Origin of the sequence: Variovorax sp. J2L1-78, assembly GCF_030317205.1 — a bacterium.
Lineage (GTDB): Bacteria > Pseudomonadota > Gammaproteobacteria > Burkholderiales > Burkholderiaceae_C > Variovorax > Variovorax arabinosiphilus.
Map to the genome: position 1 here is coordinate 2,885,957 of NZ_JASZYB010000001.1, position 7,462 is coordinate 2,893,418.

The window sequence follows — 7,462 nt, forward strand, 5'->3', positions numbered from 1 at the left end:
GCGCTCAGCGCGTGCCTTGCGTGACGACGATGTCCACGCGGCGGTTGCGGGCCCGCCCGGCCGCGGTCGCGTTGTCGGCGATCGGCACCGTGTCGCCACGGCCTTCGATCTTCAGCCGCGAGGGCGACACGCCCTTGTCCTGCAGCACCTGCGCCACGACGGCCGCGCGCTTCTCGCTGAGGACGTGGTTGTCGGGAAATTCGCGCGTCCGGATCGGCTGGTTGTCGGAGTGGCCGACCACCTGCACCGTGCCCGTGACCTGGTTGATCTCGTCGGCCACCTTGGTCAGCACCGGCACGCTCCGGGCACTCAACCGCGCCTGCCCCGGCACGAACATGTCGTCGCCCTTGAAGGTGACGGCGCTATGGCGGTCGTCCTCGTCGACGCTCACCGTCCCGCGGGCGATCTCGGCGCTGAGCAGTTCCTTCAGGCGCAGCGGCTTGACGGGCGGCGCCGGCGGCGGCCGCATCTGGCCGATGGCCGCGATGCGCTGCTGCACGTCCTCGCTGGTGTGCAGCAGCTGGTATTTGTACCAGGCGAACAGCCCGAGCAAGGCCAGCGCCAGCAGCGCGACCGTGACCCACACGGGGATGCTGCGCAGCAGCCGGAACTTGCCCGCCCCTGCGCCCTTCCAGTGCGGCGACAGTTCGTTCGGCACATCGCCGCGCGCGGACACGAGCAGCGTCAACAGACGATGGCGAATGGTTTCGAGTTGGCGCCGGCCATGGGTCTCGGTGCTGAAGCGCCCCTCGAAGCCGAGCCCGAGGATCTGGTACATCAGTTCGAGCAGGTCGGTGTGCTCCTGCGGGCTCGCGGCCAGGCGCCCCACCAGCAAAAAGAACTTGTCGCCGCCCTTGGTGTCGCCATGGAACTGCGCCGCCAACTGCCGCACCGCCCACACGCCCGCGTCGCCGTTTCGGCCACCCCCCCACGCCGTGCTGTTGGCCGCCTCGTCGAGGGCGGTGCACAGCGCGTAGCTCGCGGCCACCACGTGCTCGTGCTTGATCTTGGCGTCGTTGCACAGCGCCTGGAAGGTGGTGACCTCGCGTTCGAGCAGGCGGTGCAACACCGCGACGCTGTCGACATCGAGCTGTGCAGGCATGTCGGCCAGCGCGCGCAGCAAGGTCTGCGCCGCCTCCAGCAGCGGGTTCTGCGCCGCCTTCACGGCGGCAAGGCGCGCGGCGATCGAGGGTTCCGCGACCAGGCGGATGCCTGGTGGCAGATCGAGAACGTGGACCGCATCGAGATGGTCCTGAGGTGGCACGTCGTCTCCCTCCGCGCCGGACTGTAGGTATTGGGATTCGCGCATGGAAATTAGAGGTAAAGGAAGAGGTCGGTCATGAGAATGCGCAGCGGGCGTGCGGGACGGAGAAAACTGTCAGCCACATGGCTCAACCGACCTCGACGTTGGAGCCGTCAAGCTTGACCTGGCCCTTGGCGAGGGGCTGGACCTTGCTTTCCTGAGCGTGGGTGCCAGTGAAATCAACGGTACGGGCAAAGTTGTTGCCGCCGATGAGCAGATTGCCGACGCGGCCGTTGGAGAGATCCAGGCTATCGACGGTATTGTTCTGAAGCACCACGCTGCGCGTGTTCAGGTAGCTCGCATCGAGCCTTGGGATCGTCGAATTCCTGATGACGATGGATTCGCTGACGTTGGATATCCTCTCTACGCTTTTCAGCGAGAAGCCCCCGGCGATGGTCACAGGCTCGGTCGACAGACCGCCGCCAAAGGTCACACCATCGATCTCGATGGTCTTGATGCCGCCTGCGTACGCTTCGAACACCTTATGACCGTCGCCGGATATCTGGCAGTTGCGCATGCTCAGGCTTTTCGCTTCGCCCACGTAGGCATTGATGTAGCCACCTCGTACTCGCTCCATCACTATGTCGCCCTTGACCCTTGCACGGGTGAGGTCGAGTTCATCCAAAACGATGTCGCGCAGGGTCAGGGACTGGAAAGAACTTGAGACCATGTCGAAGCGGCCACGGAGCCTGCTGCCCTGAATCAGCGCGTGTGGAACGATGCCTTTCGACTCTTTCGAATCGATCTTGCACTCCATCGAGTCAAAGGTGCAGTCTTGAATCACAAGACTTGAGTGCCCTAGAACACCCATCCAACGCCCATTGCACTTGAGGAACGTCGCTTCACCATAGGTGCCGACGCTGCCCCAGCGGTTTGAATCGGAACTGGTTCCCGTTAGGTTGCATTTCTCATAGGTAACGCCCCGGCTTCCCTCCTCACCCCAGAGATGAGATGCGCCCGCAACGGTGCAACCAACAAAGCGGACAGCGTTCTGCACACCCCACGCAAAGATGCCGGAGAACCGGCAACGCTCGAACACGCAGTTCGACATTTCTGCAAGCTTGATTTCATAGGCACCGACGAAGTCGCAGTCAACGAACCTAATGTTTCGCCAGATCAGCCCACGAAAGATGGTGCCTCCGATCTCTGCACCCTCGCACGTCAACAACGCATCGCCCATTCCCTTTTCTCGCAGTTGCGGGTCCAGGAGGTAGTCAAAGAGCTTTCCAAACGTCTTGATGTTCTTTTTTGTATTCATGTTGCATCCATGCAGTGACATTAAGAAACCGGCTCCACTGATGAAGACTGTGCGGCGCTGCATATCGAGATTCACCTTCCCTTGACGATCGCACCGGCGTCGGGATAGGTGTTTCCCGTCGCCGTGACAGCGGCGCCCCATGTGGCATACAGCCACTTCCAGTCGGGCACCTCTCCATGCTCTCCCCCTCTGCGATGCATGAAGTCCACCGTGTTCGCCGCGGTACCGATGTCCAACGGAAAGAGCCAGTGGTCGTCGACGTTCATGTCCTCGCTCCAGTCGGGCTGACCCTTCGCTATCGGGGGCTTCTTGAGGACGACCTCGCAGAAAGCTTGGGCAGCACGTTCCGTGACGTTGCGGCCCTCGCCCCTTCGCTGACGTTCGGCGCCGATGCTGTTGACCTGATCTGCGGGTGACCGACTGCGCACCATGCAACGGGCCAGCACCTCGAGTTGTTCAGCACTGAAAGTCAGCGCTGATTCGCCTTTGGCGCCGATGAGCAGCGCCGGCGTCAGGCAGTGCCATGTGGTGACCAACTGCTTCTCGCCGTCCTTCGCCCCCTCAAACACCCAAACCTTCACCGCCCCGACGCAATCGAGCTTCCGAAGCACCTCGCTCATCACCATCGTCACGTTCGCCGAACGGGTCTTGCTCACCAACCCTGCGCGAGGATGCCAGCGGAAGGACAGCGGCGGGTCGTTCGGCCACAGCACGTGCAGGTAGTCGAGCGCCACGCACAGGCGCGGTCGGCCCGTGCCTTGCGCACTGGCGATCTGGCGGATGCTTTTCTTGTCGGTGTCAACCACGCTCCCTGCCGGCGGGCGCAGGGTCCAGCCCTTGAGTTCGTCGTCGAGGTTCTGGTAGCCGATGGGGCCGCCGCAGCTGCTCACGACGAAGTGCGTGGTCTTGCCATCGTGGGTCTGCGCCTTGTGCAGCCCGGGGTCCTTGGCGCTGCGCACATTGACGCGCGCACTGCCGGCTGCCCGCGCGGCCTGGTAGACACCGGCGCGGTGGCTGTGGCCCGACAGGTGCCAGTCGACGCGGGGCTTGTCCGTCGCGAGCACCATGTCGTCGAAGTACCACTTCAGGTTGCGCTCGCAGGTGCCCATGTTGTAGGGGCCCAGGCCCATGTCGGAGCCGATGTTGCCGACGGGGTCGTCGGCGGGCGTCATGCCTGCGTGGGGGTCGCTCAGGGTCTTGTCCTGGTCATAGCTGAAGAGGGTGAAGTGGCTGGCCACCACCAGCGGGGCGCCGTTCTTCTGCTTGAGTTTCTGTGCATGCTGCAGCAGTGCTTTCTGCGCCTGGCTGAAGCTGCCGGCGGCGCGCGGCAGGATCATGGTGCCCTGGCGGTCCACGCCGACGGGGCGCCGAAGTTCGTCCATGTTCTGGAAGTTCTCTTCGCCGCCCCATGCCAGGCCAGCCACCAGTTGCTTAGCGTCTTTGGCGCCGGCCTTGCCGCCCAGGCCCAGCACGAAATCGCCCAGCGGGTTGAACAGGGCCCCGAACCAGTCGAAGTTGACCGGGTTGAAGTTCAGGCCGGTGTAGAGCTGACCATAGGTCGGCCCATAGGCCAATGTGGCCTCGTAGAGCGTGAGGTTGTGGTCGGCTGCGATGCCGGCGTTGGCCTTGAGGCTGGCATAAGCACTGGCTTCCTCGAACTTCTGGCGATGCGCATTCAGTGCACTGTCGCTGCGCCCGGCGACTTCCATGGCACCCAGGGCCATGCCCCACTTGCCCATGCGCGGGCTGATGCCGTAGGGCATTTCGTAGGCTTCGTGGTTGCCCGTGGTGATGAACACCGGCAGCTTGAGATGGGTGTAGGCATGGCGCACCAGGCTGAAGACGAGCATGTCGTCCTGCCAGCGCGGGTAGAGCGTCGAATCGTGGATGTTGCTCAGGATGTTGAAAGCTTTCCACTGCGCCCCGATGGTCTCGCCTGTCCTGCGCGGGTCGATGTTGCGGTTGAAGTCGATCAGGTCGCCGGTGAGCAGCAGGGCGGTGTCGGGTTTCTTCGAGGCGCCGATGGTCTCGAAAAGGGTCTTCAGGTGCGAGAAGGCATTGCACAGCGTGTCGCCGGCGTACTTCTGCGCGAGCTTGCCCGCGTCGGGGCCATCGGCGTCTTCGATCAGGGCGGCCGGGGATCGCGCCAGCGCGTCGTGGCGTACGCTGACGTGCACGTCGCTCAAATGCCCCAGCTGCAGCGTCTGCGCGGTGGCCCGAATGACCGGGTGCCACGCCTGCAGGGCGGGGCTCGCGGCACTCGGCGCATCCATGCGGGCCCCTCTCACAGCGTTCACGTCGAACTCGTGGAGCGTGCCGAGCGGCTTGCCGCGCCCTCCGGGCAGGTCGGTCAAGAAGCGGTTGATCAGCAAGTCCTGGTAGTGCGCGGCTTTCGGCTTGATATTTCCAGGCCAGGCTTTCTTCTCTGCCTCTGTCAGCTCGACCATCCAGGCAAAGCTGTGGAATGCCCCGCTGCCGATCTTGCTGAAGGGCGCGACGCTCAGGTCGATGTCGATCTCGAAGAGCTTTCCGCCCTGGAATTCCCTGTAGAACTGCACTGCGGCGGCGGAGATGCTGAAGGCCATGCCGTTGCTGCAGATGGTGGCCCGATGGGCATCGAAGAAGTCGATCCAGCGCGTGGTGACGGCAGTGCGGGCAGTCTCATAAGACCGCCCGTCGCCGAACAGATTGCCCTGCGAGGTGTCAACATCGGTTTCTTTCCGGTCGATGCCGTACAGACGCAAGTGCCGGTCGATGTACGGATGCGCCGCTTGCGCGATACCTGTTTCGGTGTTCACCGCGAAGCGCGTGGCATCCGCGGCGCTCACGCCGATCACGATACTGGCCCGCGTTTGCCCTGGAGCGAGCACCAGCGGACAGCCGAGATTGGGATAGAGGATCACCGCCGGCAGACGGGGCGTCACATCCTTGTTGCAAGTCACGCACTTGTCGTCCTTGCCAAGCTCCGAATTGACGAGGCTGCTGTCGAAACTCATGCGGCTGCTCCTGTGCGGGCTGTCATTTCGGCCACGACGCGATCGACGACCCGCTGCAACGCGGCAGCAGCGTGTTCTGCATGCTCCTTAGCGAGCGCATCGGGCGGGAGGCCCGCAATGGCGTTGGCAAAGCTTCCGGCTTCCTTGGCGTGGCTGATCGGGGTGCGCAGGACGGGGCGCGCCAGAATCTCCGGGTTCACGCGCAGGGCCAACGCAACGGCGAGGCGCGCGTCCTGCCATCCGCCGAGACCCAGGGCATTCGCCTGCGCCACGGCCTGATGCGCGATGACGCCACGCAACCACGGCGGGATGCCGTCGAGCTCGCCAGCGTCGACATCCTGCTCGGCAACCAACGCCAGCAGGCGCTCGGCACGGTTCAGGGTGTCGATCTGTTCCAGCATGGCTTCCGTGATGTGCAGGGGCGTGGTACGGATCGCAGCGACCGGGTCGCGCCGGCCCGGGCGAACATGCGGGGCAAACCGCTCGTCCCAACCGCCCCACCAGTCGAATGCGCCAACAAAAGCCTGGCGCTCGGCCTCGGGCCAGAGATCGACCATGGCCATGCCGATGCACGCGTCGAAGTAGCGCACGAGTAGCTCGGTCGAACCGCCCTGTGTGTCCTGCATGACGGCGTTGAGCCAGCTTTGGAGGTGGACCGTGAGCCGAAGCAGTGGCAACGGGCTGCCGATGAGCAGCAGTGCGCGATGAAGCGCCGCGAAGGCCGCCAGCTCTTCCAACAGCGCGCGCGAACATGTTTCGGGGAGCGCGATCAACCACGGTCCTTCCGCTGCATAGCGGGACTCTGCCGTGCCCGCGAAGAGGCTGTTCGATGGCAGACGGTGTCGCATCGTCCATGACGCCAGCGCGTCTGGCGCGCTGCAACTACCGGCTTCGACCACCGCATACAACGTGGTGCCCTTCCGCATCCCGCGATGCAGCGCCTGAATGTCGGTTGCCAGAATGCGCAACATGGTTTGGGTGGTGGTGTCCATGGGGCTACTCCCTCGGCACCATGCCGGAACGCTGCCGCATCGCGCGCAACATGCACTCCCAGCACACGCTAAGGGGTGCAGGCACGGGTTTCGTGTCCGGCCCTGGCGTCGCATGCTGCCCCGCATGTTCGACCCAGCTGCCCAGCGTGCCGTGCTGGATGCCCCCTGCGCTCCACGCGCTGAAGCTGGTGCCGCCGTTCACTACCACCTTCTTCTTGGCGATGAGGTAGACGGTGTCTTCTGTGCTCACGATGTCGATGTCTTTCAACGCGGTCGCGTCGATCGCGTCGGCGTGTGCTTCGATCTGTACATCGCCGTCGGATGCGAAGGCCTTGATGCCGCTCTTGAGGGCAAAGGCCCGGATGCCGTCGGCCACGCTCGCCAGGATGCGCTTTCCGGCACTGAACGATGCATGGCCGCCGCTTGTCAGTTGAATGTGCTGACCGGCATGGAGGTGCAGGTCGGTGCTGGCGGTCGCCTCGACGCCCTCGGGGCTGGCCAGCACCAGATGCGGCTCGGCGATTTCAGGGAAACGGCCTTCGGCCGGCTGCCCTCCTTGGCCTCGTATCGCGTCGTTCTGGCTCTTGATGGCTTTCGCGACGGCGTTCTGGTCGTCCGCACGGTCCTGCGCTTTGGCGAGGCCAGCAGCGTCCGCCAGGCCTTCGATCTGATCGCGCGCCGACGTCAGGCGACCGACCGTCTCGCCCATGTCCGTCACATGGTTGGCGGCGTTGCTTCTCGCCTCGGTGGTGATCAGCATCCCGTCCTTGGCCCGTATGGCCCCGTGCCCATCGGTGCGCAGCTCGAACCCCTCCCCCCTCGGGTCCTTCCTCCCCGCGTTGTCCTCCACCCGCGTGATGAACCCCAGGCTCAGCGAGCTCGACTGGTGGTCGCTCTTGAGCTGCGCCTGGAT

At 64.3% G+C, this 7,462-nt stretch carries 5 protein-coding genes; all 5 read right to left on the reverse strand.

What is annotated here, in order from left to right; genetic code table 11:
- Positions 1-4: 4 nt before the first annotated feature.
- Entirely contained in the window at positions 5-1,264 is a 1,260-nt protein-coding gene (gene tssL / locus QTH86_RS13755; protein ID WP_286649274.1) for a type VI secretion system protein TssL, long form, read from the reverse strand.
- 127 nt (positions 1,265-1,391) lie between these two features.
- Positions 1,392-2,561, reverse strand: a complete 1,170-nt coding sequence (locus QTH86_RS13760; RefSeq protein WP_286649275.1) for a hypothetical protein — start codon at positions 2,559-2,561, stop codon at positions 1,392-1,394.
- Positions 2,562-2,632: 71 nt separating this feature from the next.
- Positions 2,633-5,557: a metallophosphoesterase gene (locus tag QTH86_RS13765; RefSeq protein WP_286649276.1), complete on the reverse strand. Its 2,925-nt coding sequence runs from the start codon at positions 5,555-5,557 to the stop codon at positions 2,633-2,635.
- Positions 5,554-6,549: a DUF4123 domain-containing protein gene (locus QTH86_RS13770; protein ID WP_286649277.1), complete on the reverse strand. Its 996-nt coding sequence runs from the start codon at positions 6,547-6,549 to the stop codon at positions 5,554-5,556. Before QTH86_RS13770 ends, QTH86_RS13765 begins: the two co-directional genes overlap by 4 nt.
- Positions 6,550-6,553: 4 nt before the next feature.
- The coding region (locus tag QTH86_RS13775) for a type VI secretion system Vgr family protein (protein WP_286649278.1) at positions 6,554-7,462 on the reverse strand (909 nt) is incomplete at its 5' end.